Genomic DNA, 24438 nt, shown 5'->3' on the forward strand with positions numbered 1-24438 from the left:
AGCCGGATCACCGGGTCGGCGGCGTGTACTTGTAGCCCACCCGCCGCACCGTCTGGATCGCCCCCCGGTGCTCCGCGCCCAGCTTGCGGCGCAGCCGGGCGATGTGGACGTCGACCGTGCGGCCGTCGCCCACGTGCCCGTAGCCCCACACCGTGGTGACCAACTGGTCGCGGGTGTGCACCCGGTTGGGGTGTGCGACGAGGTGGGCGAGCAGCTCGAACTCCAGGTAGGTGAGGTCGAGTTCGCGCCCGTTCACCTCGGCGGTGCGCTGTACGGCGTCGATGCGGACGAGCGAGTCGTCGGGGGCGTCCGGCACGGCGGTGTCGACGATGTGCGGGCGGTCGGCCGGGATGAGGACGAGGTATCCGACCATCGGCGGCTGCCCCGGCAGCGTGGGCAGGGTGTGCGCGGGCGCGGGCAGCCAGGTGGCGCCCGGTGGCAGGAATTCCGCGACGTCGATGACCTCGTCCTGGTCGACGGCGCGCAGCCGCGGCCGGACGGGGGAGGTGACGGGAACGGAGGACAGGGAACGAGTGGTCGCCATGAGAGGTCAGCTCTTTCGCGCGAGAGATTCGTCTGGGGACGTACGTCGTGCGCGCTGGCCGAAGGCCGGGTGGTGTACGGCTTTAGAGGGCCGGCGCGTTCGTCGCGCGGCAACACACCCGGTCGAAGTCGTGATGCTGACGGGAAGGCCAGAAGGGCTCCAGGTCATGGCGACCCGTAGCGAGGTACTTCCGGAAGCTGGCCATGGACCCATTGAAGCAGATGAACCGCCTGTGGAGGAGCCCGCTCTCACTCCTCGGACGACGGTGAACACACAAGGGGCGCCCGCCAAGACGGCGGACGCCCCTCAGGGAAGCCACTGGTCGGCTCAGATCTGGCCGGCCTTCTCCAGCGCGGAGCAGCAGGTGTCGACGAGCAGACGCGTCACGACGTACGGGTCGACGTTGGCGTTCGGGCGGCGGTCCTCGATGTAGCCCTTGCCGTCCTTCTCGACCTGCCACGGGATACGGACCGAGGCGCCGCGGTTGGAGACGCCGTAGGAGTACTCGTTCCACGGCGCGGTCTCGTGCAGGCCCGTCAGGCGGTCGTCGATGCCGGCGCCGTAGTTCTTGACGTGGTCGAGCGGCTTCGAGCCCTCGCCCAGCGCCTCGGCGGCGGTGATGATCGCGTCGTAGCCCTCGCGCATCGCCTTGGTGGAGAAGTTGGTGTGCGCGCCCGCGCCGTTCCAGTCGCCCTTCACCGGCTTCGGGTCCAGCGTCGCGGCGACGCCGAAGTCCTCGGCGGTGCGGTAGAGCAGCCAGCGGGCGACCCACAGGTGGTCGGAGACCTCCAGCGGGGAGACCGGGCCGACCTGGAACTCCCACTGGCCGGGCATGACCTCGGCGTTGATGCCGGAGATCGCGAGGCCGGCGGCGAGGCAGTTCTCCAGGTGGGCCTCGACGATCTCGCGGCCGAAGATCTCGTCGGCGCCGACACCGCAGTAGTAGCCGCCCTGGGGGGCCGGGAAGCCGCCCTTGGGGAAGCCCAGCGGGTAGCCGTCCTGGAAGAAGGTGTACTCCTGCTCGATGCCGAAGATCGGCTCCTGCGCGGCGAACTTCTCGGCGACCTCGGTCAGCGCGGCACGGGTGTTGGACTCGTGCGGCGTGAAGTCGATGTTGAGGACCTCGCACAGGACGAGGACGTCGTCGCCGCCGCGGATCGGGTCCGGGCAGGTGAAGACGGGCTTGAGGACACGGTCCGAGGAGTGCCCCTCGGCCTGGTTCGTGGAGGACCCGTCGAAGCCCCAGATCGGCAGCGCGTCGAGACCGGCCGGCTCGCCTGCGATGATCTTCGTCTTGGAGCGGAGCTTCGCCGTCGGCTGGGTGCCGTCGATCCAGATGTACTCAGCCTTGAAGGTCACGGGCCACTTCCTTCGGGGATGTGTCTACGCACTTGCGGGTGCTGCGGCGCTGCGGCACTGGGGCGCCGCGATGGATGTCCGCGAGCCTGTCAACAGGCGATTTCCCGTCGATTGCTCGAATGTGAACCCCGTGTTACCTGGCGTTGGTGTGGTGAGATTCACGGTGTGAGGGCCCGTGTTGCGGCGGGAGAGGCTCAGTCGCACTCCTTCGCCGCCTCCCGCACCCCCTCCAGGAACCCCCTGATGGCGGCCGTCTCCCGCTCGTCGTACACACGCAACAGCTCCACCGCCCGCCCGATCAGCGGCCCGAAATGGTCCCACCCGAGCTCGACCGCGCTCTCGGTCACCTCGATCGCGACCTTGCGCCGGTCCGCCTTGCCCCGCACCCGCCGCACATGCCCGGCCCGCTCCAGCCGGTCCACGAGCGCGGTCGTCCCGGCCGAGTTCAGCCCGAGCACCGCCCCGAGCCGCCCGGCCGTCATCTCCTGGTCCGCGCGCGAGGCGTCCATGAGGGCGATGAGGGCGCGTACGTCCGTCGGGTGCATGCCGTTGCGGCTCGCGAACCTGGCGCTGTGCAGGCCGAGTTCGACGGTCACCGCGCGCAGCAGATGGACGACCTCCATCTCGGGCCCCTGGTTCCGCACGGCAGCCCTCCGATCTATTATCTCGTTCATCGAGTATCTCGCTCGGCGAGATAATACGGGAGGCGAGGCCGATGGGCGCCGTGTTCGACATGGACGGATTTCTGGCCGCTTACGACAAGGTCATGGCGAAGTGGCCGGCCGAGCGAAATGCGGTGACCGTCCGCACGCCCTTCGGGACGACGTACGTCAACGTATGCGGCCCGCACGACGGCCCCACGGTCGTCCTGCTGCCCGGCGGCGGGGGAGCGACCTCCGCCACCTGGTACGCCCAGGCCGCCGACCTCGCCCGGACGCACCGCGTCCTCGCCGTCGACCTCCCCGGCTGTGCGGGCCGCGGCACCGAGGACGGTGACCGTCGCCCCCGTACGGTCGCCGACCTGGTCGGCTGGCTGGACGCGGTCCTCGACGGCCTCGGTGCCGGGGAGACGGACCTCGGCGGGCACTCGTACGGCGGCTGGATCGCCCTGCACTACGCCCTGCACGCACCCGCGCGGGTCCGCAGGCTCTTTCTCCTGGACCCCGCGATGTGCTTCGCCGGATTCCGGCCGGCGTACCTGCTGCACGCCCTGCCTCTGATGCTGCGGCCCACGCCCCGCAGGGCCCGCGCCTTCCTGGAGTGGGAGACCGGGGGAGCGGAGCTCGACCCCGACTGGCTGCGCCTCCAGATGGCGGCCGCCGGCTTCCCCTCCGTCGCGAAGCCGGTGACCGGCCCGCGCCCGGCGTCAACCGCCCTGCGCGGCCTGGACATGCCGGTCCTGCTGCTCCTGGCCGAGAACAGCAGGACCCATGACACGTACGAGGTGGCGGAGAAGGCGAATGCGCTGCTGCCGCGTGCCGAGACGGTCGTGGTCCCCAACGTGTCCCACCACTCGCTGCCGCAGTCCGCACCCGCCGAACTCGGGCGCCGCCTCACGGAGTTCCTGAACCCTTGAGCATCACCCCACCTTCTGGATCAGAGCGCGCCGGATGAGGAACTTGCCGGGCTCACGGACCTGCTCGAAGGCGGCGTTGTTGAGCAGCACGCAGCTGCCGGAGACCGAAGTGACCTTCACCGTCGTGGACTTGTTGTTGTCCAGGTTGGTCACCTTCAGCGTGGTCCCCGCCGGGAACTGGTTGCTGGAGGCGGCAGGCGCCCCGCCCTCGCCGGAGAGCGTGACGGTCGAGCCGTTGCACACCTGCTGACCGGAGGCCGCGGCACCGCCGGCGTTCCCGCCCGCGTTTCCCGCGGGCGCCGAGGCCGTCTTCGAGGGCTGCGCGGGCGGTGTGGTCTGCGCGGGCTGCGTGGCCTGGGAGCCCTGAGCCGACTCCCCAACCGCACAACCCGACGCCTTCTGCTGGACCTTGATCTGCGCGATGACCGCCTCGCGGTTGGCGATCCTGGCCGCGGACTGGGCGTCGGGATTGGCCCGTTGCCCGTCGATGAACTTCTGGTTGTTGCCGAGGGCCGTGGCGAGTCCCTGGCAGACCGTCGAGTCCGCGGCCGACAGGGTCCGTGGACTCTGCGCGGCGTTCCCGGTGCTCGCCATGACGAAGGCACCGCCTCCCGCCACCGCCGCCGCGCTCACCAGCAGCGCGATCTTCTTCTTGGTCCCGAGAGTTCTCCTACGCGACATGCGCGCCTCCTGAAGAGGTAGGGGAGCGTACGCCGCTACGTACGAGATACCGAACGAAGTTACTCAGTGGTTACAGGAGTCACTGAAGTAACGTGCGTCACAGTGAAACTGAAGCCGCCTCACAGCACAGCACGCCCGTCGCCCCACTGCCCGTTGGCGAACACCACGGACCGCACGGTCGCCAGCCGCCGGAACACGCCCGCCGAGCCCGGCGGCACGGTCGGCAGCCCGGCGCTCGGGGGCGGATCGAGAGAGACCGTCTGATACGTCACCGGGTCCGTCGAGGCCATCCCGAACACCAGGCCCATGTCCTCGGCGCGCTTGAAGCTCACCACGGTGATCGTGATCTGCGAGCGCCGGTCGACGTCCGTGAACAGCGCGGCGGTCAACCGGACGCAGCCCGCGCCCTGTTGGACCACCGCCGCCAGCTCCTGCGACATACCGCGGGCGCACTGCGTGGTGGTCGCCAGGTCCACCCGCTCGAACCGCGAACCGTCCTCCAGCCGCACATGCTGCTCCGGGAACGCCTGCTCGGGCCGGATCACCGGTCGCGCGAGCAGCGAGGGGAGGGCGGAAGGCACGTCGGAGGGGAGGGCGGCGGAGGGAGCGGCGGCGGCAGCCCTGGGTGTGGCCGTCGGCACCGGGACCGCCGTTCCGTCGCCGCCCTTTCCGACGTACAGCGCGACGCCCCCCGCGGCGACGGCTCCCGCGAGCACCACGACCGCCGCGCCCCACCGGCGGCCGTGCCGGGTTCCTTGATCATCGAAGCTCATGGCCGCGGAGGGTAACAGCGCCGGCGCTCCCGGCTCCCGTCGCCCGACAAACCGTCAACTACCGGGACAGGGCGTCCCGTACGGCCTCTTCCGTACGGCCGACCACCGCCGTGCCGTCCTCCGCGGTGATGATCGGGCGCTGGATCAGCCTGGGATGCTCGGAGAGCGCGGTGATCCACCGCTCGCGCGCCGTCTCGTCCCGCGGCCAGTCCTTGAGGCCGAGTTCCTTGGCTTCGGCCTCCTGAGTGCGGGTGATGTCCCACGGTTCGAGGCCCAGACGGTCGAGTACGTCCTTGATCTCGGCCTCGCTCGGTACGTCCTCCAGGTAGCGGCGGACGGTGTAGTCGGCGCCCTCGGCGTCGAGCAGGCTGATCGCGCTGCGGCACTTGGAACAGGCCGGGTTGATCCAGATCTCCATGGGGCCCACGGTACCCCTGGGGACAGCTCAAAGCCCTTGTGGCCAGGGCCTTTTGTCAGTGGTGGGCGGTAGAATAGAAGCAGTGTTCGAGGGTGGCGCCGGGGTTGCCGAAGGCCCTGGTGGATGCCCTTACCGCGACAGGAGGATGCCTGTGCCCGCTGCCGCACTGAAGCCGAAGCCGACCCAGTCCACCGCGCAGCACCCCGTGCTGCTCGATCTGCCGTACGACCCCGTGGAGAAGCGCCCGCTGCCGCCGGGGCGCCCCCGCGAGTGGTACATCTCGCACAACCGCCGCCTCAAGGCGATGCGGCTCGCCATCGCCCTGCTCGACTCGGGCGTCTATCTGCCCAACCAGGCCCGCAACGAGACGATACGGAGCACGGCGCAACTCATCGGAGTCCACCCGCCGTCGGACACGACGTGCCACATGGTGCGGGCGCTCATGCGTTATACGCGGTAGGCCGATGGTGCCGGGTGCCCCCTGCTTGCGGGGTGCCCGGCGTTGTCGTTCCTGGGGGCTGCCGCCCCCAGACCCCCGCTTCGGCCCTGAACGGGCCTCGTCCTCAAACGCCGGACGGGCTGGATTTTGCTGCTGTCAGTTCCTTCTCCAGCGGGGTTCGGAATCTTGGTGTCACCCGGCTTGTTCCCACCCAGCCCTGCAGCCGCGCCGCCTCCGCCTCGATCGCGGTCCTCTCCGCTGTGCCGATGCCCTCCTCGTCCAGCAGGTGCCACGCGATCTCGCCGTCGGGGCGCTGGGCCCAGGCGCCGACCACGCGGCCGTTCCACCACACCGTGGGGCCCACGTTGCCGCTGTAGTCGAAGAGTCGGGGGCGTAGCTCCGGAGGCAGGTACCAGTCCCGGGCCTGCCAGGCCATCGCCGTCGGGTCCAGGGCCGGGAGCAGTGCCGCCCATGGCTCCGCGGGGCCGGCCACCGGGTCGGCGTCGCCGTGGACGACGTAACCCGTGCCCTCGTCCAGTGACACCTCCTGCGCTTCGATCGCCGCGAGCGCCCGGCGTACGTCCGTCACCTTCCAGCCCGTCCACCACTTCAGGTCGGCCTCCGTGGCCGGCCCGCAGGCGGCGAGCCAGCGGCCGAGGAGTGCCGCCTGTGCCTCGGGCACGTCGAGTTCGGGATGCGGGGGCGCGACCGCCCAGCGGAACTGGCTGGACGTCCATGAGCCCAGCGGGCGGCCCCGGACGACCTTGCCCTCCACGCCCAGCACCCTCAGCAGCCGGGTCGAGACCGTGTGCACGCCCTCGTAGCTCTTGTCGGCCGCGTACGCGAACTGCTCGCGCAACCGCGGCTCGTCCTCGGCGAGTTCGGCCGCCGTCGCCTGCCCGCGCAGCGCCAGCGCGGCCAGCGTCGACTCCTCGACCTCCTTCAGCCAGGCCGCGTCCGGGGCGCCGGCCCTGGCCATGTCGCCGACCAGCTTGGCCCGCTCGCGGGCGGCGACGGCGCGGCCGGTGGAGGCGTGGACGACGGCGGTGAGGTCGGTCGGGAAGACGAACACGGTGTGCCGCATGCCGTGCATCCGGACCAGGGAGCGGTCCTCGTACAGGGCGCGACCGGTCTCCGGGACCGTCCCGGCCGGGTCCGTCAGCCGGGCGCCGACGGCCAGGTACACCGTCGCCGGATCGGTGCCGTGCAGCGCGACGAGCGATGCCGCGACCTCCTCCGGCCGCTCCGCCCGCGCCTCCGGAGCCAACCGCTGCCGCAGCGCCAGCCGTCCCCGCCGCTCGCCCACGTCGACGTACCGAACCCCGTCGGCCATCCCGACCTCCACCCGTCGCGCCACTGTCGCCCTCCATCCTCGCGGACACCACTGACAACGGCCCCGCCCGGCGGACGACCCCACGACTACCCCGGCACGGTCACCCCGCGTTCACCGAATCGTCACTTCCTGTCACCTGATCGCCGCCCCCGGCATGCGCCCGCCCCCGTCCCCGCCTTCACTGCGAATCAAGGGCGACGGGACCCGGGCGGCGCGACCGAGGTGGGAGACGTGATGGGCAGGCGGCTGGTGTGGTGGTGGGCGGGATGACCGCGCCGGGCGACCGGGCCGAGCGAGGCAGGGCCGCCCGAAAGCGCGTCCCCCGGTCCGGGCACGGCAGCTGGATCGTGCCCGTCGACCGGCCCGATCCCGTCGGCGTGCTGGAGCGGCAGGGGCGGGACCGGCTGCCCGAGCTGCTGCCGATCCGGTACGGGCGGATGGCCGCGTCGCCCTTCGCGTTCCTGCGCGGGTCGGCCGCCGTCATGGCCGCCGACCTCGCCTCCCAGCCGCACACCGGCCTCACCGTCCAGCTGTGCGGCGACGCCCATCTGCTGAACTTCGGGCTGTACGCCTCCCCGGAGCGGACGCTGTTGTTCGATCTGAACGACTTCGACGAGACCTTCCCCGGCCCCTTCGAGTGGGACGTCAAACGGCTCGCCGCGTCGGTCGCCGTCGCCGGACAGGAGAACGGGCACGAGGACGCGAAGGTGCGGCGCTCGGTCGTCGAGGCCGTCGCCGCCTACCGGCACAACATGCGCCGGCTGGCCCGGCACGGCGAACTCGCCGTCTGGTACGAGCGCATCGACGCCGAGAGCCTGCTTCCGCTGGCTCGTTCCGCGCGCCGTCGCCGACAGGTCGCCGCCAGCCTGACCCGAGCCCGGCGCCGCACCAGCCTCCAGGCCGTCGGCAAGCTCACCGAGGTCGTCGACGGGCGCCGGCGTATCGTCCACGACCCGCCCCTGCTGGAACCCGCCGGCGCCTCCGACATGGCCTCCCTGCGCAAGATCTTCAGCGACTACCGCTCCACCCTCTCCGAGGAGCGCCGCCTCCTCCTGGACCGCTACCGCTTCGTCGACGCCGCCCGCAAGGTCGTCGGCGTGGGCAGCGTCGGCATGCGCTGCTTCGTCGTACTGCTGGCCGGGAGGGACGCGGACGACCCGCTGTTCCTGCAGATCAAGGAGGCGCGGAAGTCCGTACTGGAGGAGCACCTGCCGAGCGGGCCGTACGTGCATCCCGGGCATCGCGTGGTGGCGGGGCAGCGGCTGTTGCAGGCCGCCAGCGACATCTTCCTGGGGTGGATGACCGGACCGCAGGGGCGGGCCTACTACTGGCGGCAGCTGCGCGACATGAAGGGCTCCGCCGACGTCGCCGGCATGAGCCCGGCCGACCTTCTCGGTTACGCCCGGCTGTGCGGCACCGCCCTGGCCCGCGCGCACGCCCGCTCCGGGGACCGGGTCGCCATCGCCGCCTACCTGGGCGGCGCCGACACCTTCGACCAGGCGGTCGCCGACTTCGCCCTCGCCTACGCCGGCCGGACCGTCGCCGACCACGCGGCCCTGTGCGCCGCGGTGGCCGCGGGTGTGGTCAGAGCCGCACCCGAAGTGTGACGCCGGGCCTACGCTGATCGCGTGCAGTCCTACGCGCCCGAATCGGACGGCTTCGAAGTCGTCGCCGTGGCCTCCTCGGCCGGCGGCATCCACGGCCTCGCCACCCTGCTCAGCGCCCTGGACGAGGGTCTTCCGGTGCCGGTCCTGGTCGTCCAGCACCTCGACCCGCGCCACCGCACCGTCATCGCCGAGGTCCTGGACCGTCGTACGCCGCTCGACGTGAAACTCGCCGAGGACCGCGAGCAGACCCTGCCCGGCACGGTCTACATCGCGCCCCCCGACCGGCACCTGCTCGTCGGCCCCGACGGCATCCTCACCCTCACCGACAGCGAGCTGGTCCACTTCGTGCGGCCCTCCGCCGACCTGCTGTTCGAGTCGGTCGCGGGGGCCTACAGGGCGCGCGCCATCGCCTGCGTGCTCACCGGGACCGGGCGCGACGGGGCGATGGGCGTGGACGCGGTCAAGTCGCGCGGCGGCACCGTGATCGTGCAGGATCCGGCGACGGCGGAATTCCGCGGAATGCCCGATGCGGCGGTGGGTACGGGGAGAGTGGACTTCGTGCTACCTCTGGAGGAGATCCCCGCCGTGATCCGCGGGCTGGTCGAGACCAAGAGGCAGTAGCAGGGAAGTGACGACAGTGATGGGCGACGGACAGCCGGACGTGGAGACCGACGAGGAACTGGAGGAACTCCTCGGCTTCCTCCGGGACGCCCGCGGCTTCGACTTCACCGGGTACAAGCGGTCCTCGCTGGGCCGCCGTATCCGCAAGCGGATGACGGACGCGCAGGTCACGTCGTACACGGACTACCGTGATCGGCTGGAGACGAACGCGGAAGAGTTCGACGCGCTGTTCAACACCATCCTGATCAACGTCACGTCCTTCTTCCGCGACCCCGACTCCTGGACCTTCATGCAGCGCGAGCTGCTGCCCGAGCTGCTCGCGCAGAGCGGGGCGGACGAGGAGATCCGGGTGTGGAGCGCGGGCTGCTCCAGCGGCGAGGAGGCCTACTCGCTGGCGATCATGTTCGCCGAGGCGCTCGGCCTGGACGAGACCCTGGAACGCGTCAAGATCTACGGCACCGACGTCGACGACGAGGCGCTGCGCGACGCCCGCTCGGGCCTGTATCCGGCCAAGGTCCTCAGCGCGCTCGCCCCCGACCTGCGGGACAAGTACTTCGAGCAGAACGGCGCCCGCTTCGGCTTCCGTCCCGACCTGCGCCGCCGGGTCATCTTCGGCCGGCACGACATCACCCGGGACGCCCCGATCTCCCGCCTCGACCTGCTGACCTGCCGCAACACACTGATGTACTTCAACGTCGAGGCGCAGACCCAGATCATCGACCGCTTCCACTTCGCGCTGCGCGAGGGTGGCTTCCTCTTCCTGGGCAAGGCCGAGATGCTGCTCAACGACGCCGAGCGGTTCGACGTCATGAGCATGCGGCAGCGGGTGTTCCGCAGGCGCCCGGGCGAGGCCGTCGCGCCGTACCAGCCCGCCCCGGTGAAGATCAGGGCCGGGAACACCTCCGGCCTGCAGACCATGGCCCGGCACCGGCAGCTGCGCGACCTCATCCTGGACGCGACCCCCAGCCCCGCGCTGGCCGTGGACGCGGAGGGCATGGTCGTACTCATCAACAGCCACGCGCGCGTGCAGTTCGGTCTCACCGCCAACGATGTCGGGCGCCCCTTCCAGGACCTGGAGATCTCCTACCGCCCCGTCGAACTGCGCTCCCTGATCGAGCAGGCCACCCACGAGCGCCGCACCCTGCGGGTCAACGGCGCCGAGCGCCGGGTCGGCGAGGACGTCCAGTTCTTCGACATCCTCGTCCAGCCGCTGTCCGGCCCCGACAGCCTGTCCGTCGCCACCAACATCACCTTCACCGACGTCACGGTCGCCACCCAGCTCAAGTCGGAGGTCAAGCGGGTCCGCGAGGACCTGGAGACGGCGTACGAGGAACTCCAGTCCACCAACGAGGAACTGGAGACCACCAACGAGGAACTCCAGTCGAGCATCGAGGAGTTGGAGACCACGAACGAGGAACTCCAGTCCACCAACGAGGAACTGGAGACCACCAACGAGGAACTCCAGTCCGGCAACGAGGAACTGGAGACCATGAACGAGGAGATGCGGGTCCGCACCGAGGAACTCGACGAGGCCCGCACCTTCCTGGAGGCCGTGCTGACCTCCATCGCCGCCGGAGTCGTCGTCCTCGACCAGAACATGAAGGTCAAGAGCTGGAACCGGGGCGCCGTCGACCTGTGGGGGCTGCGCCCCGACGAGGTCCTCGACCAGCCCTTCTACGGCCTCGACTTCGGGCTGCGCGCGGAACAGCTGCGCGAGACCATCCAGCGCTGCGTCGAGAGCGGCAAGCGGGCCGACCCGCTGCCCGTCTCGGCCGTCAACCGCCTCGGCCGGTCGATCACCTGCCTGGTGCAGTGCAGCCCGTTCGACGGCCACAACGGCGGAGTCGTGCTGCTCATGGAAGAAGGCCGGACAAACGGCTCCGAGTGGGAGGCGGGGGCGTAGGCTTCCAGTATGGCCACCGGAAGTGGGGCCCAGGATTCCACGGCATCCGCGGGGCGGAAGGCCGCGGTCGCGCGTGCCCGGTCGGCATACGAGACCGCGCGTGCCGAGCATCACGAGAAGCTCGCCGGTGAGGCCGACACCGAGGCGCTGCGGGAGGCTCACCTGCGGATCGCCGAGATCCACCGGTCCACGGCGGCCTGTCACCAGACCGCGGCCCGGCTCCAGGAGTCCTACGCGGCCCGGCTCACGACCTGGTCGCGGGACCGGGACAGGCCGCGGCCCCTGTTCATGGCCGGGGTCGCGGAGGCCTGCGGCACCAGCAGCGCCGCTCTCACCCTGGTCGGGAGCACGCTCGACCAGCTCGCCCTGGCCGCCTCCGACGAACCGTCCCGTGCCGCCCAGGAACTGGAGTTCCTGCTCGGTGAGGGTCCGGCCCGGGACGCGACGCGGGAAGTGCGCCTGGTCGCGGCGTCCGGCCTGACCCTGCGCGACCGCTGGCCCGGCTACGGTCCGGCGGTGGGCGAACTCGGCATCGCCGAGGTGGCCGCCATACCCCTCACCCTCTCGGGGGCGTGCGTCGGGGCCCTCGCGGTCTTCGACCCCGCTCCGGACTTCGTCGATTCGGCCACCTTCTCCGAGGTCGCCGAGGCCATCACCCGTTCCATGATCCTGAGCACGGACGGCGCCCCCGGCCTCTGTGACGACTTCGACATGCGGGCACTCGTGCATCAGGCCGCCGGTATGGTCTCCGTGCAGCTCGACTGCTCGGTGTCCGACGCCCTGGAAATGATCAAGGCGCATGCGTTCGCCGAGGGAGTCTCCGCGCAGTCGGTGGCGGACCGGATCGTGCGGGGGCTGCTGTGTCTCGACTGAGAGGGGCGGACGTCCCCGAGGCGAAGGGAAGCTCATGACCATGCCCGTGTCACAGCAGCGACTGGCGAGGGCGTTCGTCGACCTCGCCGCGAGCGTGGTCACGGACGCGGGCGATCCGACCGGGCTGCTGGAGGCCCTCGCGGCCCAGGGAACCGAACTGCTCGACGGCTGCGCCGTCGTCGTGCTGTACGCCCCCGACGAGCGCACCCCGGCCCGGGTGACCGGGGTCGGCGACGAGCTGATGGGGTTGGCCCGGGACGCCGTCGCCTGGGACGAGGGGCCCGGACGGGATGCTCGTCGCACCGGTCGGGCGGTGTCCGACACACCCCTCGACGGTGACCTGGCCCGGCGGGACTGGCCGCGTTACGCCCCGCGGGCGCTGGCGCTCGGCTACGGCCGGGCCGCCGCGCTGCCCCTGCGGGCCGGCGAGGACACCGTGGGCGCGCTGGTCCTGCTGGGCCGCGGCGCCGCGCCGCTCTCCGCCGAGCTCCTGGAGCTGGGCCAGTCGCTCACCGAGGCGGCCGGCTGGAACCTGGCCCAGGACCGGCTGCTGCGGGAGAGCCGCGCCCTCGCCGACCAGCTGGGCCAGGCCCTGACCAGCCGTGTCGTCATCGAACAGGCCAAGGGCTCGCTCGCGGCCCGGCACTCCATCACGGTCGACGAGGCCTTCCACATCCTGCGCTCCCACGCCCGCTCCCAGCGCCGCCGGCTGACGGAGGTGGCCCGGGAAGTGGTGGAGCGGCGGCTGGAACTACGGGTGGAGTAGACGCTGCTCAGGAGCCGGCGCTGTTCCGGGGGCGGTGCTGCTCAGGAGGCGGCGCTGCTCGTCTCCTTGCCCTTGCCCTCGCTCTCGCCCTGCGCCGCCCTGAACGCCTCGCGCAGGTGCTCCTCCTCGGCGTTGCTCAGCGAGGTCTGCACCAACTGACCGCCGAACGGGGTGAGTTGCGGGATCACCTTGTCCGCGGCCGCATTCTTGGCCAGCACGAAGAGGGCCGCGGCACCCGGGCGCAGATTCTGGCTGAGGTCCTTCATGAAGTCGTCGTTGATGCCGGTGTCCGTGAACGCGCCCCCGGCCGCCCCGGCCGCCGCACCCACCGCCGCCCCGAGCAGCGGGGCCAGGAACAGCAGCCCGATCACACCGCCCCACAGCGCGCCCCCGGCCGCGCCCACGGCGGAGTGGTTGACCGCCTGGTGCAGCTTGATCTTCCCGTCGTCGCGCCGCTCGACGACCACCGCGTCCTCCAGCTCGACCAGATGCTGCTTGGACAGCTCGAACAGCTTCTCGCGCACCTGGTTGGCGGTCGCGAGGTCGTTGTAGGCGACGACGAAGAGATTGCTCACGATGAGCCCCTTATGCCCTATTGATCCGTTTCGTGTGTCCCGCTCGACTCTAGGCCGCAGAAAAAGGAGATGCACGCCGAGTGATCGCGTCCGTACTCTGGACACACGTTGCGGAGCCGCCCACCACCGGTTTCGGCAGGGCAGGCATCGTCTGCCGGACTCGGGGCTACTCTCTACGCACCGACGGAGGGACGCTCATCCCCCAGCGCCCCGTCGGCATGCACTCCATCGACACTCGTACACACCCACGCCCACGGAGGCCCGTCATGGGCACCATCTTGATATCCGGGACCGTCGTCCTGGCCCTCTTAGGATTCGGAAACCACGTCTGGTGGCTCGCCGCGGCCGGCGTCTTCTTCCTGTACATGCAGTACGGGCGGGACGGCTCCGCCTCGCGGTCCTCGTCGTCCGGGGGATCCTCGTCGTCGTCGGGGTCCATGCCCGCGACGTACCAGGCCTACCGCAAGCGCCGGGACATGCAGGCCAAGTGGGAGCGCCGCTACCGTCGCGAGCGCCCCCTGGAGTCCCGCCGCCAGGAGCGCGAGAAGGGCAAGTAGGCCTACAGGCCGGGGGCACCCCACACGGGGAACCACCGGCTCAGGTCCTGCTCCATCTTCAGGTCGCCCGCGAGAGCCGCCTTGACCTGCAGTTCCAGCGCGTTGTCGCGCCGCTGCCCGGCACCGAGCAGCGGCGCGAACGGATAGAACGTGCCGCGCTTGTAGAGGTACACCAGCGCGAGCCGCCGTCCGCCCTCGCCCTCGAACCCGGCCAGTGAGCACAGCAGTTGCGGCCCGAAGCCATTGACCTCCATCGAACTGTTCACCGCGTGCAGGTCGTTGACCAGGTCGGACAGCTGCTCGGGGGAGCGGCGGGAGACCAGCCAGGAGTAGCCGTACGTGTCCTGGCTGAGCTCGACCGGCGGGCCCTCCCGGTCGGCGTCCGCGTCCAGCAGAGCCTGGACCTCCCGGTGCGTCTGCTCGAAGGCGGCGCCCTCGACCGTGGCGAAGCACACCGCACCCGTGCCGGTCGGTGTGAAACCGGCCGCGGCCTCCAGGGTCACGGCCGCCGACGGCAGTCCGAAGAGCTGGTCCAGATCGGGCAGCGCCGGCTTGGTACGGCCGAGCAGGATGTCCAAGAGCCCCATGCATCACGCCTTTCCGGGGTTTTCCGGGGTCGCCGCCTCCCCCAACTCGGCGGAGATCCGGCCGAGTTGATCGAGGCGCTGGTCAAGGGTCGGGTGGGTCGAGAAGAACCGCTCGAAGCCGGGCTCCTTGCCGGTGGCCGGCGTGAAGTAGAAGGCGTTGAAGGCCTGGGCGGTGCGCAGGTCCTTGGTCGGGATCCGGGCGATGTCGCCGGAGACCTTGGTCAGCGCGGAGGCGAGCACCGAGGGCCGGCCGGTGAGCAGCGCGGCAGCCCGGTCGGCGGCCAGCTCCCGGTACCGGGACAGGGCCCTGATCAGCAGGAAGCTGATCGCGTACACGGCCGCCGACACCCCCATCACGGCCGCGAAGACCGCCGCGGTGTTCTGGTCGCGCCGGCCACCGCCGAAGAGCTGCGAGTAGAAGGCGAACCGCACGATCAGGCCCGCGATCACACCGAGGAACGAGGCGATCGTGATCACCGCGACGTCCTTGTGCGCCACGTGCGACAGCTCGTGCGCGAGCACGCCCTCCAGCTCGGCCGGCTCAAGGCGCCGCAGCAGCCCGGTGGTCACGCAGACCACCGCGTGGTCGGGACTGCGCCCGGTGGCGAACGCGTTCGGCATGTCCATCTCGGACACGGCGACCACCGGCTTGGGCATGTCGGCGATCGCGCACAGCCGGTCCACCACCGCGTGCAGCTCGGGATACTCCTCGCGCCCCACGACCCGCCCGCGCATGGCGAACATCGCGATCCGGTCGGAGAACCAGAACTGTGCGACGAACATCGCCGCCATCAGCACGACGACCAGCAACCAGGACTTCAGCAACACGATCAGCGCGGCGACGAACGCCACGTACAGCAACCCCAGCAGGAACATCGTGACCGTCATCCGCACGGTCAGCCGCCGGTCGCTCCGGAAGCGGCTCTGCATCTGCATCACCCCGCAGTCAGGCACTCGTCCCGCTGTCCAGTGTGCACCCGGCCACTCCCATGAAGTGGTTCCGATCGGCCCTAGTAGCTGCAAAAGGTCCTCATGAGGTCCCTAGTAGCGAGCCCCGAAACCGCTGTACCCGAGGAGCAGGATGATCGCCGCGACGCTGCCCAGCACGATCGCCGTCGACACCCATGAGGACCGCCGCGGCGCCACCGGCTCGGGATCGGCCCGGAAGGGCTGCGGCTCGGGCGGATTCTCCTTCCACCGGGCGGCCAGCATCCGCGCCCGCGCCGAGGGCTCCTTGTGCTCGGCCTGATCGGCCCACCTGATGTCGAACTCCCGCTCGTCATCGTCCTGCTGGGACATCCCCGTGTCTCCCCGTCGCCCTGTCACCTGGTCGAACAGCTGTGCAGAAAACCATACGACGGCGCCCCCGTCCCGGGAAACCGGAGCGGGGGCGCCGTCGTCAGACCGTCTGCGACGCGTCGATCACGCGTCGATCACACGTCGAAGTACAGCTCGAACTCGTGCGGGTGCGGACGCAGCTGCAGCGGGGCGATCTCGTTGGCGCGCTTGAAGTCGATCCACGTCTCGATCAGGTCGGACGTGAAGACGTCACCGGCGAGCAGGAACTCGTGGTCGCGCTCCAGGGAGTCGAGGACGGCCGGGAGGGAGGTCGGGACCTGGGCCACGTTGGCGTGCTCCTCGGGAGCCAGCTCGTAGAGGTCCTTGTCGATCGGCTCGGCCGGCTCGATCTTGTTCTTGATGCCGTCCAGGCCCGCGAGGAGCAGCGCCGAGAAGGCGAGGTACGGGTTGCCGGAGGAGTCGGGCGCGCGGAACTCGACGCGCTTGGCCTTCGGGTTGGAGCCCGTGATCGGGATACGCATCGCGGCGGAGCGGTTGCGCTGCGAGTACACCAGGTTGATCGGCGCCTCGAAGCCCGGGACCAGACGGTGGTACGAGTTCACCGTCGGGTTGGTGAAGGCGAGCAGCGACGGGGCGTGCTTGAGGATGCCGCCGATGTAGTAGCGGGCGGTGTCCGACAGGCCCGCGTAGCCGGCCTCGTCGTAGAACAGCGGGTCGCCGTTGGCCCACAGCGACTGGTGGACGTGCATGCCCGAGCCGTTGTCGCCGAAGATCGGCTTCGGCATGAAGGTCGCGGTCTTGCCGTTGCGCCAGGCCACGTTCTTCACGATGTACTTGAACAGCTGGAGGTCGTCCGCGGCCGCGAGCAGCGTGTTGAACTTGTAGTTGATCTCCGCCTGGCCGGCGGTGCCCACCTCGTGGTGCTGGCGCTCGACCTTCAGGCCGGCCGCCTCCAGCTCCAGGGAGATCTCGGCGCGCAGGTCGGCGAAGTGGTCGACCGGCGGGACCGGGAAGTAGCCGCCCTTGTAGCGGACCTTGTAACCCCGGTTGTCCTCTAGCGCACCGGTGTTCCAGGCGCCGGCCTCGGAGTCGATGTGGTAGAAGCTCTCGTTCGCGGACGTGGCGAAACGGACGCTGTCGAAGACGTAGAACTCGGCCTCGGGACCGAAGTACGCGGTGTCCGCGATACCGGTCGACGCGAGGTAGGCCTCGGCCTTCTTCGCCACGTTGCGCGGGTCGCGGGAGTACTGCTCGCCCGTGATCGGGTCGTGGATGAAGAAGTTGATGTTCAGCGTCTTGTCACGGCGGAAGGGGTCGACCCGGGCGGTCGACAGGTCCGCGCGCAGCGCCATGTCGGACTCGTGGATGGCCTGGAAGCCACGGATCGACGAGCCGTCGAACGCGAGCTCCTCGTCCGGGTCGAACGCCTCGACGGGCACCGTGAAGTGCTGCATGACGCCCGGCAGGTCGCAGAAGCGGACGTCGACGAACTTGACGTCCTCGTCCGCGATGAACTTCTTGGCCTCGTCGGCGTTCTGGAACATCCAGCTCCTCCTACTCCCGACCGTCCTGCCGGGGTGGTAGTTCGTTCGTGCGGCCAGTGCGGTGGCACACGCTGACCTCGACCCTAGGGACGCGTGATTTCTCGGGCGTGACCCATTTGTTTCGCACAAGTTAACCGGCCCGAGCCCGGTTGACCCCACCTGTCCGTATCGCGAAACGGGGGCAGTACGGTGGACGGGTGGACAAGAGGGAAGCAGTTGGGTCGTGGCTCTCGGGCCCCCGCGCGGCCGCGGAGGACGCCGGTGTCGACTTCGGATACCGCGGCGAGCGGCTGGGTCTGCCGGAGGAGGGACCGGGTTCCGTCGCCCGACCGGGTCGCCGGATCGGCGCCCTGGTCGTGGACTGGGGCCTGTGCCTCTTGATCGCATACGGCCTGATCACGCACGGCTACGACCAGGCGACCGGCAACTGGGCCCTGCTCGTCTTCTTCCTGCTCGGCGTCCTGACCGTCGGCACGGTCGGCTTCACCCCGGGCAAGCGCCTCTTCGGCCTCCGCGTGGTCGCCCTGGCCACCGGCCGGCCGAGTCCCCTGCGCGCCCTGCTGCGCACGGCCCTGCTCTGCGTCGCCATCCCGGCCCTGATCTGGGACCGCGACGGCCGGGGCCTGCACGACCAGCTGGCCCGCACGGTCGAACTCCGGATCTGAACCCCCGTACCCAGGACGAACCCGTACCCAAGACGAAGGGGCGCCCGGTGATCCGGGCGCCCCTTGTTTCGTACGAGAAGTTCTTTCGTACGAGGAGTCAGCGGGCCTTTCCGCCGCCCTTCGGCAGCTTCATGCCCTTCGGCATCGGCCCCTTCGGCAGCGGCATGTTGCTCATCAGGTCGCCCATCGCGCGCAGCCGGTCGTTCGTGGCCGTCACCTGTGGACCGGTCAGGACCCGCGGCAGCTTCAGCATGGTCGTGCGGACCTTCTTCAGCTCGACCTGGCCCTCGCCCGTGCCGACGATGATGTCGTGCACCGGCACGTCCGCGACGATGCGGTTCATCTTCTTCTTCTCGGCGGCCACCAGGGTCTTCACCCGGTTCGGGTTGCCCTCGGCCACCAGCACGATGCCGGCCTTGCCGACGGCCCGGTGCACCACGTCCTGGCTGCGGTTCATCGCCACCGCCGGAGTCGTGGTCCAGCCCCGGCCGATGTTGTCGAGCACGGCCGCGGCGGCGCCCGGCTGGCCCTCCATCTGTCCGAAGGCCGCCCGCTCGGCCCGGCGCCCGAACACGATCGCCGTCGCGAGGAAGGCGAGGAACAGGCCCAGGATGCCGAGATAGATGGGGTGACCGATCAAGAAACCGATCGCGAGGAAGACACCGAAGGTGATGATGCCGACAGCCGCGAGTACAAGACCGATCTTCTTGTCGGCCTTGCGGGTCATCTTGTACGTCAGGGCGATCTGCTTCAGTCGCCCGGGGTTAGCGGCGTCCGCCGCGTTGTCCTTCCTCGCCATGCCCGAAGTCTACGTGGCCCCGGGAGTGCCGACGACGGCAGTGCCCGCGGGGGCGGGGGAGGGAGGGGTCAGGGGCGGATCGTGGTGACCTGGTCCAGGACACGCTGTGCCTCGACCCGGTCCTTGGCGCGACGGCGGTCCTCGAGGACGGAGGTCCAGGCGTTGCGGCGGGCGGTGCGCTGGCCGCTGCTCATGAGCAGCGACTCGACGGCACGGAGTGCATCGGTGAACGACGGGATGGCGGTGGCGCGAACCGGCGCGGCCTGCATAGTGGGGGTCCCCCCTCGGGACGGCTCTGGACGGGAGTGCACGTGGTGTGATTCCAGGGTCACTGTTTGGTGTTACCAGGGCGTGACCGACCGGTCAAACACCAATGAAACCTTGATACGAGGGCCTCAAACGCCGACGCGGCCCTGATGGCCGCCCTCAGCTGCGAGGACGTTCAGGACCGCGTCGAACCGGCCGTTACCGGCTAGTAGCTACTTGTGCGCAGATTCACACGCTTGCCTGGCACTCCGTGCCGTCACACCGCCTGCCGACGTACGCGCCCCGCTTCTCGACGGCCATCTGGTACAGCCGGCCGGCCCGGTACGAGGACCGGACGAGCGGGCCGGACATCACTCCGGAGAAGCCGATCTGCTCGGCCTCCTCCTCCAGCTCCACGAACTCCTGCGGCTTCACCCAGCGTTCGACGGGGTGGTGGCGCACGGACGGGCGCAGGTACTGCGTGATGGTGACCAGCTCGCAGCCGGCCTCGTGCAGCTGGCGCAGCGCGTCGCTGACCTCCTCGCGGGTCTCGCCCATGCCGAGGATGAGGTTCGACTTGGTGACCAGGCCGTAGTCGCGGGCGGCCGTGATGACCTTGAGTGAGCGGTCGTAGCGGAAGCCGGGGCGGATGCGCTTGAAGATCCGGGGGACCGTCTCGACGTTGTGCGCGAAGACCTCGGGGCGGGAGGAGAAGACCTCTTCGAGCTGCTCGGGCACGGCGTTGAAGTCGGGGGCGAGCAGCTCGACCTTGGTCCGGCCGGCCTCGCGCTCCGCCGTCTGCGCGTGGATCTGGCGGACCGTCTCCGCGTACAGCCAGGCGCCGCCGTCCGCCAGGTCGTCGCGGGCGACGCCGGTGATGGTGGCGTAGTTCAGGTCCATGGTGACCACGGACTCGCCGACGCGGCGCGGCTCGTCACGGTCGAGGGCCTCGGGCTTGCCGGTGTCGATCTGGCAGAAGTCGCAGCGCCGGGTGCACTGGTCGCCGCCGATGAGGAAGGTCGCCTCGCGGTCCTCCCAGCACTCGTAGATGTTGGGGCAGCCGGCTTCCTGGCAGACCGTGTGCAGGCCCTCGCTCTTCACGAGGTTCTGCATCTTGGTGTACTCGGGGCCCATTTTCGCCCGGGTCTTGATCCACTCGGGCTTGCGCTCGATGGGGGTCTGGCTGTTGCGGACCTCCAGGCGCAGCATCTTGCGTCCGTCGGGTGCGACTGCGGACACGACCGGCTCCCTAGCGATTGATTCTTCGGCGTGCTCAAGGGTACGCCCGTGGAATTGAAAGCCGACGGCCTGTCTCAGGCCGCCGGTGTCTTCTCGATCACCCTCGGCCGCAGGTCCGCGTTCCCCAGTACGTCCGTCAAGTGCCGCTCGGCGACCGGCAGGACGTCGGCGATGGTCAGGTCCCGGCCCAGCTCGTGCGCGAGCGAGGTCACGCCCGCGTCGCGGATGCCGCAGGGGATGATCTTGTCGAAGCTGGAGGTGTCCGGGTTCACGTTCAGGGCGAAGCCGTGCATGGTGACGCCCTTGGCGACGCGGATGCCCATGGCGCAGATCTTGCGGTCCTCGCGGCGCTGGCCCGCGTTGGAGGGCGCGTACTCCGGGCCGTTGAGGCGAGGGTCGAACTCCTCGTCGGTCAGCCGGGGGTCGAAGTCGAGGGAGAGTCCACCCAGGGTGGGGCGCTTGTCCACCGGGTCGCCCAGCACCCAGACGCCCGCCCGGCCCTCCACCCGGCTGGTCTCGACGCCGAACTCCGCGCAGACGCGGATCATCGCCTCCTCGAGCCGGCGCAGATGCGCGACCACGTCCACGGGGCGCGGCAGCTTCTGGATCGGGTAGCCGACCAGCTGGCCGGGGCCGTGCCAGGTGATCTTGCCGCCGCGGTCCACGTCGACGACCGGGGTGCCGTCGAGGGGGCGCTCGTTGTCCGCCGTGCGCCGGCCCGCGGTGTAGACCGGCGGGTGCTCCAGCATCAGCACGGTGTCCGGGATCTCGTCGGCGAAGCGCGCCGCGTGCACCCGGCGCTGCTCGTCCCACGCCACCTGGTAGTCCACGGCCTCGGCACCGAATCCCATACGGACGAACCGCAGCTCACTCACGGCAAGCGCCTCCCTAGACGGTCGTAAGGCACGAAACGTGCCTACGCCACTGTACGACTGCCCGTCTTGCGTCAGCCTCGCGGGCAATCCTCACACGATCGGATGAACGAGCGTCGAAGTGTGCGATCGCCTGCTCACTCTCCGCTACATTCGCGCCGTCCTATTGAGGCCATAAGGGCTGCTCACAGGCAATCCGGGCAGGAGACACCACCGCAGATGACGGAACGACCCGCGCAGCGCACCCCCAACCGACAGCTCGCCGCGCTCATCGCAGAAGCGGGGTTCTCCAACGCGGGACTCGCCCGTCGCGTGGACCAGCTCGGTCTCGAACACGGGCTTGATCTGAGATACGACAAGACGTCGGTCACCCGATGGCTGCGCGGCCAGCAGCCCAGAGGCACGACCCCCGCCCTCATCGCCGAGGTCTTCACCCGCCGCCTCGGCCGCCGCCTCACCGCCCAGGACCTCGGGCTCGACGCCTGCGCCCCGGTCTACGCCGGGCTGGAGTTCGCCGCCACCCCGGAGGAGGCCGTCGACATCGTCGGCGGGCTGTGGCGCAAGGACTCGGGCAGCCATGCCGAGCTCCGCAAGATCGCGTTCACCCCGGCCGGGCTCGTGGTGCCCAGCCGGGACTGGCTGATCGGCCGCGCCGACGACAAGGTGGCCCGCGGCGAACAGCCCGCCGCCCGCGTCCCCGCACAGGGCCGTCCCGCGGTCCCGCGCCAGCGCGGCCAGGGCGAGCGCGGCCCCGGCCAGAAGGTGACCGGCGGCGACATCGCCGCGCTGCGCTCGGTCGGCGAGCTCTTCCGCACCCTCGACAACATGTACGGCGGCGGCCACGCCCGCCAGGCCCTCGTGCGCTACCTGGAGCACGAGTGCGAGCCGATGCTGCGCGGCACGTACGGCGAGCAGACCGGCCGAAAGCTGTTCGGCGCCGCGGCCGACCTCACCAGGCTCGCGGGCTGGACGTCGTACGACATCGCGGCGCACGGGCTCGCCCAGCGGTACTTCGTGCAGGCGCTGCGGCTGGCGCAGGCCGCCGGTGACCGGGCGTACGGCTCCTATGTCCTCGTCACCATGAGCCGGCAGGCCGTCTATCTCGGGCACGGGCGCGAGGCGGTGCAGCTCGCGCGGGTGGCGCAGCAGGGGGTGGGGACCAACGCCCCGCCCGTGCTGCAGGCGCTGCTGCACGCGGCCGAGGCGCGCGGGCACGGGGTGCTGGGGGAGGTGCGCAGTTGCACGGGCTCGCTGGTGCGGGCGGAGCGCGCCTTGGAGGCGGCGCGCTCCGGGGACGAGGTGCCGTACTGGGCGCGGTTCTTCGACGAGGCGCAGCTGGCCGACGAGTTCGGGCACGCGCACCGGGACCTTCAGCAGTTCCGGGCGGCCGCGCAGCACGCGGAGCGGTCGCTGCAGTTGCGTGCGCCGGCGTATGCGCGCAGCCGGCTGTTCTGCCGGGTGGTGCTGGCCTCCGCCCGGCTGGGCCTGGGGGAGCTGGACCAGGCCTGCGCGCTGGGGGCGGAGGCGGCGGGGGCGGCTGCGGAGATGCGGTCGGTGCGGGCCGTCGAGTACGTACGGGACTTCGAGCGGCGGTTGGAGCCGTACAAGGACGCGGCGCCGGTGCGGAGTTATCGGGACAAGGTGGCGGCGTTGGGGTAGGGGGGCCGCCGTAGCTTCGACTGTTGTGTGCCGGCTGCGGGTGCTTGGTGGCTGGTCGCGCAGTTCCCCGCGCCCCTTGAAGACATCTACGCGGCCTGCGTTGTCGGGATCGGGTCGGACCTGTGCATCGAGCCCGTCGTCCGCATGTCCGTCAGGATTGCCGTCGTCGCCCTGTGGGCCGAGTGGAGGGCTCCCTGGACCGTGCTGGTGTCCCGGTGGTCGCCGCAGACGTACAGGCCCGCCAGGAGGCGTACCGGGCGGCGCAGGTCGTGGGGTGGGCGCATGGCGGGGACCGCCTCGGGGGTGTGGTGGACGGCCAGGGTCTCCCAGCGGGCCGTCGACGTGCCGTAGAGGCGGGCGAGGTGGATCCGTACGGCGGTGTCCAGTTCGGGTGGGGGCGGGCCGAGGACCGTCGAGGAGATCAGGGCGCGGCCCTCGGGGGCGCGGCTCGGGTCGACCCGGCTCACCACCGCCGTGTGGGCCACCGGGCCGCCCCGGTCGGCGTCCAGGAGCAGGGCCGCTCCCGTCTCCGGCGGATCGTCGGTGGTGTGGTGGACCACGGTCAACCCGTGGAAGTCGGGGACGCGCAGGCCGGGCAGGAGGGCGGCCGCGGCCCTCGCGTCGGTCGCCAGCAGGACCGCCCGGCAGGCGATCTCGCCGTGCTCGGCCGTGGTCACCGAGTTCGTCGAGACCGACGTGACGCGGACGCCGGTGTGCACGGTGCCCGGCGGCAGCGTCCGGGCCAGCAGCTCCGGCAGCATCTCGGCGCCGCCCTCCGGCAGACACAGCCGCCCGCCCGCGAAGGCGCGCAGCGCGAGGTCCGCGCAGCGGCTGGACGTCGTCAGCTCCGGGTCGCAGAGCAGGGCGGCGAGAAGCGGACGCAGGAAGCCGTCGACCGTGCGGGCGGGCACCCCGCGCGCGGCGAGGGCCCGGCCCGCGGGCAACTCCGGCCGGGACAGCAGCCGTTCGACCGGCATCCCCGCCAGCCGGGCCAGCGCCGCGCCGAGCCGGGCCTGGTCGACGGCGCTGCCGAGCGGGGCGCTCGCCCGGGGCGCACTCTTCGCGGGGGCGCTCGCCAGGGCGCGTACGGCATGGAGTGCGCCCCTTGCGCTCCCTGCGCCCTGGGTGCCCGCCCGGTGGTGACGTCCGTCGCTGTGCAGCAGGACACCGGGTGCGAAGGGGCGTAGGACGAGTCCTTCGAGGCCCGGTGTCAGGCGTAGTTCGGGATACGCCGTGGAGAGGAGCTGCCCGATGCGGTCGAGCCGGAACCCGTCGACCTTCTCCGTCGACATCCGGCCCCCGACCCAAGGGGCGGCCTCCAGGACCGCGGTCGTCACTCCTGCGCTGGTCAGCCGATGAGCCGCCGACAGGCCGGCTACCCCGGCCCCCACGACGACCACTTCCGCCTGGTACGCGGGCTCAAGCACGTGCCCCTCCTCGAGGTTGCGCGGCCGGTGGAGACGTCATGCCCCCAACAGGCTCCGGGGATACCCGAGTTCGGGT

27 protein-coding genes are annotated in these 24438 nt (G+C 70.8%); 10 read left to right on the plus strand and 17 right to left on the minus strand.

The features are described from left to right. Positions 1-7: 7 nt before the first annotated feature. The 3 genes from MQP27_RS03705 to MQP27_RS03715 form a co-directional block, all read right to left on the minus strand. Positions 8-544, minus strand: a complete 537-nt coding sequence (locus MQP27_RS03705; protein ID WP_242760780.1) for a winged helix-turn-helix domain-containing protein — start codon at positions 542-544, stop codon at positions 8-10. Between the two features lie 327 nt (positions 545-871). Then, a complete protein-coding gene (gene glnII / locus MQP27_RS03710; protein WP_242760781.1) occupies positions 872-1903 on the minus strand; it encodes a glutamine synthetase in 1032 nt (343 codons plus the stop codon). A gap of 194 nt (positions 1904-2097) precedes the next feature. Next, positions 2098-2526 carry a MarR family winged helix-turn-helix transcriptional regulator gene (locus tag MQP27_RS03715; RefSeq protein ID WP_278195680.1) on the minus strand — a complete coding sequence of 143 codons (429 nt, stop codon included), beginning with the start codon at positions 2524-2526 and terminating at the stop codon, positions 2098-2100. Between the two features lie 92 nt (positions 2527-2618). Between MQP27_RS03715 and MQP27_RS03720 the strand changes: the two genes are divergently transcribed. Further along, positions 2619-3479, plus strand: a complete 861-nt coding sequence (locus MQP27_RS03720) for an alpha/beta fold hydrolase (RefSeq protein WP_242760783.1) — start codon at positions 2619-2621, stop codon at positions 3477-3479. Positions 3480-3482: 3 nt separating this feature from the next. On the opposite strand, the gene MQP27_RS03725 is transcribed toward MQP27_RS03720, so the two are convergent. The 3 genes from MQP27_RS03725 to MQP27_RS03735 form a co-directional block, all read right to left on the minus strand. Continuing rightward, a complete protein-coding gene (locus tag MQP27_RS03725; RefSeq protein ID WP_242760784.1) occupies positions 3483-4160 on the minus strand; it encodes an SCO2207 family protein in 678 nt (225 codons plus the stop codon). Positions 4161-4279: 119 nt separating this feature from the next. Continuing rightward, the gene (locus MQP27_RS03730) at positions 4280-4933 is read right to left on the minus strand and encodes a hypothetical protein (RefSeq protein ID WP_242760785.1); all 654 of its coding nucleotides are present in this window, start codon (positions 4931-4933) and stop codon (positions 4280-4282) included. A 58-nt stretch (positions 4934-4991) separates the two neighbouring features. Continuing rightward, positions 4992-5351 carry an arsenate reductase family protein gene (locus MQP27_RS03735; protein WP_242760786.1) on the minus strand — a complete coding sequence of 120 codons (360 nt, stop codon included), beginning with the start codon at positions 5349-5351 and terminating at the stop codon, positions 4992-4994. A 151-nt stretch (positions 5352-5502) separates the two neighbouring features. Between MQP27_RS03735 and MQP27_RS03740 the strand changes: the two genes are divergently transcribed. Continuing rightward, positions 5503-5811, plus strand: coding sequence for a hypothetical protein (locus tag MQP27_RS03740; protein WP_242760787.1), 309 nt, complete (start codon positions 5503-5505; stop codon positions 5809-5811). A gap of 103 nt (positions 5812-5914) precedes the next feature. On the opposite strand, the gene MQP27_RS03745 is transcribed toward MQP27_RS03740, so the two are convergent. Further along, entirely contained in the window at positions 5915-7123 is a 1209-nt protein-coding gene (locus MQP27_RS03745; RefSeq protein ID WP_242760788.1) for a winged helix DNA-binding domain-containing protein, read from the minus strand. A 266-nt stretch (positions 7124-7389) separates the two neighbouring features. On the opposite strand from MQP27_RS03745, the gene MQP27_RS03750 reads away from it, so the two are divergent. From MQP27_RS03750 to MQP27_RS03770, 5 genes are read left to right on the plus strand one after another with little or no spacing between them, the layout of a single operon-like run. Further along, complete coding sequence (locus MQP27_RS03750; RefSeq protein ID WP_242760789.1) at positions 7390-8730, plus strand: DUF2252 domain-containing protein; 1341 nt, start codon at positions 7390-7392, stop codon at positions 8728-8730. A 21-nt stretch (positions 8731-8751) separates the two neighbouring features. After that, positions 8752-9351: a chemotaxis protein CheB gene (locus tag MQP27_RS03755; protein WP_242760790.1), complete on the plus strand. Its 600-nt coding sequence runs from the start codon at positions 8752-8754 to the stop codon at positions 9349-9351. A gap of 19 nt (positions 9352-9370) precedes the next feature. Further along, a complete protein-coding gene (locus tag MQP27_RS03760) occupies positions 9371-11254 on the plus strand; it encodes a CheR family methyltransferase (protein ID WP_278195681.1) in 1884 nt (627 codons plus the stop codon). Between the two features lie 9 nt (positions 11255-11263). Further along, a complete protein-coding gene (locus tag MQP27_RS03765; protein WP_242760792.1) occupies positions 11264-12127 on the plus strand; it encodes an ANTAR domain-containing protein in 864 nt (287 codons plus the stop codon). Between the two features lie 34 nt (positions 12128-12161). Then, complete coding sequence (locus tag MQP27_RS03770; RefSeq protein WP_242760793.1) at positions 12162-12893, plus strand: GAF and ANTAR domain-containing protein; 732 nt, start codon at positions 12162-12164, stop codon at positions 12891-12893. A 41-nt stretch (positions 12894-12934) separates the two neighbouring features. Here the strand turns inward: MQP27_RS03770 and MQP27_RS03775 are convergent, their stop codons facing one another. Beyond that, a complete protein-coding gene (locus MQP27_RS03775; protein ID WP_242760794.1) occupies positions 12935-13468 on the minus strand; it encodes a DUF1269 domain-containing protein in 534 nt (177 codons plus the stop codon). A 266-nt stretch (positions 13469-13734) separates the two neighbouring features. Here MQP27_RS03775 and MQP27_RS03780 point away from each other — a divergent pair, with 266 nt between their 5' ends. Then, the gene (locus tag MQP27_RS03780) at positions 13735-14025 is read left to right on the plus strand and encodes a hypothetical protein (RefSeq protein ID WP_242760795.1); all 291 of its coding nucleotides are present in this window, start codon (positions 13735-13737) and stop codon (positions 14023-14025) included. Between the two features lie 2 nt (positions 14026-14027). On the opposite strand, the gene pspAB is transcribed toward MQP27_RS03780, so the two are convergent. The 4 genes from pspAB to glnA form a co-directional block, all read right to left on the minus strand. After that, positions 14028-14612, minus strand: a complete 585-nt coding sequence (pspAB, locus tag MQP27_RS03785; protein ID WP_242760796.1) for a PspA-associated protein PspAB — start codon at positions 14610-14612, stop codon at positions 14028-14030. A gap of 3 nt (positions 14613-14615) precedes the next feature. Beyond that, positions 14616-15542, minus strand: a complete 927-nt coding sequence (htpX, locus tag MQP27_RS03790) for a zinc metalloprotease HtpX (RefSeq protein ID WP_242760797.1) — start codon at positions 15540-15542, stop codon at positions 14616-14618. Between the two features lie 111 nt (positions 15543-15653). Further along, entirely contained in the window at positions 15654-15911 is a 258-nt protein-coding gene (locus MQP27_RS03795) for an SCO2583/SCO2584 N-terminal domain-containing protein (protein WP_242760798.1), read from the minus strand. A 134-nt stretch (positions 15912-16045) separates the two neighbouring features. Next, positions 16046-17455, minus strand: a complete 1410-nt coding sequence (gene glnA, locus MQP27_RS03800; protein ID WP_242760799.1) for a type I glutamate--ammonia ligase — start codon at positions 17453-17455, stop codon at positions 16046-16048. 197 nt (positions 17456-17652) lie between these two features. Here glnA and MQP27_RS03805 point away from each other — a divergent pair, with 197 nt between their 5' ends. Further along, on the plus strand, positions 17653-18120 hold the full coding sequence (locus tag MQP27_RS03805) for an RDD family protein (RefSeq protein ID WP_242760800.1): 468 nt from the start codon (positions 17653-17655) through the stop codon (positions 18118-18120). Between the two features lie 97 nt (positions 18121-18217). Here the strand turns inward: MQP27_RS03805 and MQP27_RS03810 are convergent, their stop codons facing one another. The 4 genes from MQP27_RS03810 to lipB all read right to left on the minus strand — a co-directional run bounded on the left by MQP27_RS03810 (position 18218) and on the right by lipB (position 21279). Next, positions 18218-18919, minus strand: coding sequence for a DUF4191 domain-containing protein (locus MQP27_RS03810; protein ID WP_242760801.1), 702 nt, complete (start codon positions 18917-18919; stop codon positions 18218-18220). 68 nt (positions 18920-18987) lie between these two features. Further along, positions 18988-19188 carry an SCO2195 family GlnR-regulated protein gene (locus MQP27_RS03815; RefSeq protein ID WP_242760802.1) on the minus strand — a complete coding sequence of 67 codons (201 nt, stop codon included), beginning with the start codon at positions 19186-19188 and terminating at the stop codon, positions 18988-18990. A 226-nt stretch (positions 19189-19414) separates the two neighbouring features. Beyond that, positions 19415-20404, minus strand: a complete 990-nt coding sequence (gene lipA, locus MQP27_RS03820; RefSeq protein ID WP_242760803.1) for a lipoyl synthase — start codon at positions 20402-20404, stop codon at positions 19415-19417. Between the two features lie 74 nt (positions 20405-20478). Beyond that, positions 20479-21279: a lipoyl(octanoyl) transferase LipB gene (lipB, locus tag MQP27_RS03825; RefSeq protein WP_242760804.1), complete on the minus strand. Its 801-nt coding sequence runs from the start codon at positions 21277-21279 to the stop codon at positions 20479-20481. A gap of 216 nt (positions 21280-21495) precedes the next feature. On the opposite strand from lipB, the gene MQP27_RS03830 reads away from it, so the two are divergent. Next, positions 21496-22935, plus strand: coding sequence for an NsdA family TPR-like regulatory protein (locus tag MQP27_RS03830; protein ID WP_242760805.1), 1440 nt, complete (start codon positions 21496-21498; stop codon positions 22933-22935). An 86-nt stretch (positions 22936-23021) separates the two neighbouring features. Here the strand turns inward: MQP27_RS03830 and MQP27_RS03835 are convergent, their stop codons facing one another. Then, positions 23022-24362, minus strand: a complete 1341-nt coding sequence (locus MQP27_RS03835) for an NAD(P)/FAD-dependent oxidoreductase (protein WP_242760806.1) — start codon at positions 24360-24362, stop codon at positions 23022-23024. Positions 24363-24438 lie beyond the last annotated feature (76 nt).

Origin of the sequence: Streptomyces cylindrosporus (assembly GCF_022698165.1) — a bacterium.
GTDB classification, from domain to species: Bacteria; Actinomycetota; Actinomycetes; order Streptomycetales; family Streptomycetaceae; genus Streptomyces; species Streptomyces cylindrosporus.

Coding starts and splice junctions, on each gene's coding strand:
- MQP27_RS03735 (WP_242760786.1), bottom strand. CDS start 5,351: ATGGAGATCTGGATCAACCCGGCCTGTTCCAAGTGCCGCAGCGCGATC.
- pspAB (WP_242760796.1), bottom strand. CDS start 14,612: ATGGGGCTCTTGGACATCCTGCTCGGCCGTACCAAGCCGGCGCTGCCC.
- MQP27_RS03760 (WP_278195681.1), top strand. CDS start 9,371: ATGGGCGACGGACAGCCGGACGTGGAGACCGACGAGGAACTGGAGGAA.
- MQP27_RS03765 (WP_242760792.1), top strand. CDS start 11,264: ATGGCCACCGGAAGTGGGGCCCAGGATTCCACGGCATCCGCGGGGCGG.
- MQP27_RS03780 (WP_242760795.1), top strand. CDS start 13,735: ATGGGCACCATCTTGATATCCGGGACCGTCGTCCTGGCCCTCTTAGGA.
- MQP27_RS03725 (WP_242760784.1), bottom strand. CDS start 4,160: ATGTCGCGTAGGAGAACTCTCGGGACCAAGAAGAAGATCGCGCTGCTG.
- MQP27_RS03745 (WP_242760788.1), bottom strand. CDS start 7,123: ATGGCCGACGGGGTTCGGTACGTCGACGTGGGCGAGCGGCGGGGACGG.
- MQP27_RS03830 (WP_242760805.1), top strand. CDS start 21,496: ATGACGGAACGACCCGCGCAGCGCACCCCCAACCGACAGCTCGCCGCG.
- MQP27_RS03815 (WP_242760802.1), bottom strand. CDS start 19,188: ATGCAGGCCGCGCCGGTTCGCGCCACCGCCATCCCGTCGTTCACCGAT.
- htpX (WP_242760797.1), bottom strand. CDS start 15,542: ATGCAGAGCCGCTTCCGGAGCGACCGGCGGCTGACCGTGCGGATGACG.
- MQP27_RS03705 (WP_242760780.1), bottom strand. CDS start 544: ATGGCGACCACTCGTTCCCTGTCCTCCGTTCCCGTCACCTCCCCCGTC.
- MQP27_RS03770 (WP_242760793.1), top strand. CDS start 12,162: ATGACCATGCCCGTGTCACAGCAGCGACTGGCGAGGGCGTTCGTCGAC.
- MQP27_RS03810 (WP_242760801.1), bottom strand. CDS start 18,919: ATGGCGAGGAAGGACAACGCGGCGGACGCCGCTAACCCCGGGCGACTG.
- MQP27_RS03720 (WP_242760783.1), top strand. CDS start 2,619: ATGGGCGCCGTGTTCGACATGGACGGATTTCTGGCCGCTTACGACAAG.
- glnA (WP_242760799.1), bottom strand. CDS start 17,455: ATGTTCCAGAACGCCGACGAGGCCAAGAAGTTCATCGCGGACGAGGAC.
- MQP27_RS03730 (WP_242760785.1), bottom strand. CDS start 4,933: ATGAGCTTCGATGATCAAGGAACCCGGCACGGCCGCCGGTGGGGCGCG.
- MQP27_RS03795 (WP_242760798.1), bottom strand. CDS start 15,911: ATGTCCCAGCAGGACGATGACGAGCGGGAGTTCGACATCAGGTGGGCC.
- MQP27_RS03750 (WP_242760789.1), top strand. CDS start 7,390: ATGACCGCGCCGGGCGACCGGGCCGAGCGAGGCAGGGCCGCCCGAAAG.
- MQP27_RS03715 (WP_278195680.1), bottom strand. CDS start 2,526: ATGGAGGTCGTCCATCTGCTGCGCGCGGTGACCGTCGAACTCGGCCTG.